The organism is Ferruginibacter sp. HRS2-29 (assembly GCF_024343615.1).
In the GTDB taxonomy this organism is placed as follows: domain Bacteria; phylum Bacteroidota; class Bacteroidia; order Chitinophagales; family Chitinophagaceae; genus Ferruginibacter.
Genome location: NZ_RJUB01000107.1, coordinates 1 through 1,087 on the forward strand (window position 1 = coordinate 1; position 1,087 = coordinate 1,087).

General features: G+C 53.1%; 1 protein-coding gene. It reads right to left on the reverse strand.

Annotated features, from left to right (window positions below):
• On the reverse strand, window positions 1-1,087 hold a 1,087-nt coding region (locus tag EGI32_RS11415), incomplete at both ends, for a hypothetical protein (protein ID WP_255155486.1).

Consider the following 1,087-nt stretch of genomic DNA (forward strand, 5'->3'; position numbering starts at 1 on the left):
ATTGGCAACCAGCGTCGGTCCGGCAGTAACCGTTGCGGTAGCGTTGCCCGAACAACCGTTGGCGGCGGTAAACGTGATCGTGTGCGGCCCTGCGGCAACGCCGGTGAAGATGCCCGTTGTATTACTTGTTCCGCCATCCAGTACATATGTTACCGGAGTAGCTCCGTTAGAAGTAGCGGTGATCGTTCCGTCAGTAGCATTGTTACACGAAGTGGCTGTCGGGGTAGCGGTTCCTGTTATGGCGGCGCCTGATGTTACTGTGGCGGATGCAGCGCCTGTACAGCCATTGTTATCTGTAAATGTAACGGTATGGGCTCCCGCGGCCACGCCGGTGAAGATGCCCGTTGTATTACTTGTTCCACCATCCAGTATATAGGTAACTGGCGCCGCACCGGTAGAGGTTACAGTGATTGTACCATTATTTATGCCCGGACAAGCAGTTGCTGTGGGAGTGGCGGTACCTGTGATAGCTGCGCCAACCCCAACCGTATGCGTGATCGTTCCCGTACATCCCCTGGAATCCGTAAATGTGATGGTATGCGATCCCGGGGCCAGACTGGTGAAAATGCCCGTGCTGTTTGTCGTCCCACCGTCTATCACAAATGTTATTGGTGTAACACCGTTGGTGGTGATCGTCCACGACCCATTATTTACACCCGGACAAGATGCCGCTACCGGGTTGCCATTGGCGGTCAACGCCGGGCCCGCAACTACTGTTGTGGTGGCTGTTCCTGTACATCCCCTGGAATCCGTAAATGTGACGGTGTGGGCACCGGAACTTACATTTGTAAATATTCCGGTCGTATTAGTTGTTCCTCCATCTAATACATATGTAACAGGCACTATGCCATTGGAAGCCATTGTGATACTTCCGTTAGTTGAATTATTGCAAGAGGTAGCTGTCGGGGTGGCGGTACCCGTAAGGGCTGGCCCTGCGGTTACTACAGTACTCACGGATCCCGGGCATCCGTTGTTATCGGTGAAAGTTATGTTATGAGGCCCTGCGGCAACGCCTGAGAAGATGCCCGTTGTATTGGAGGTAACACCATCTAATACATATGTTACAGGAGTTGCTCCCGTACTCGTA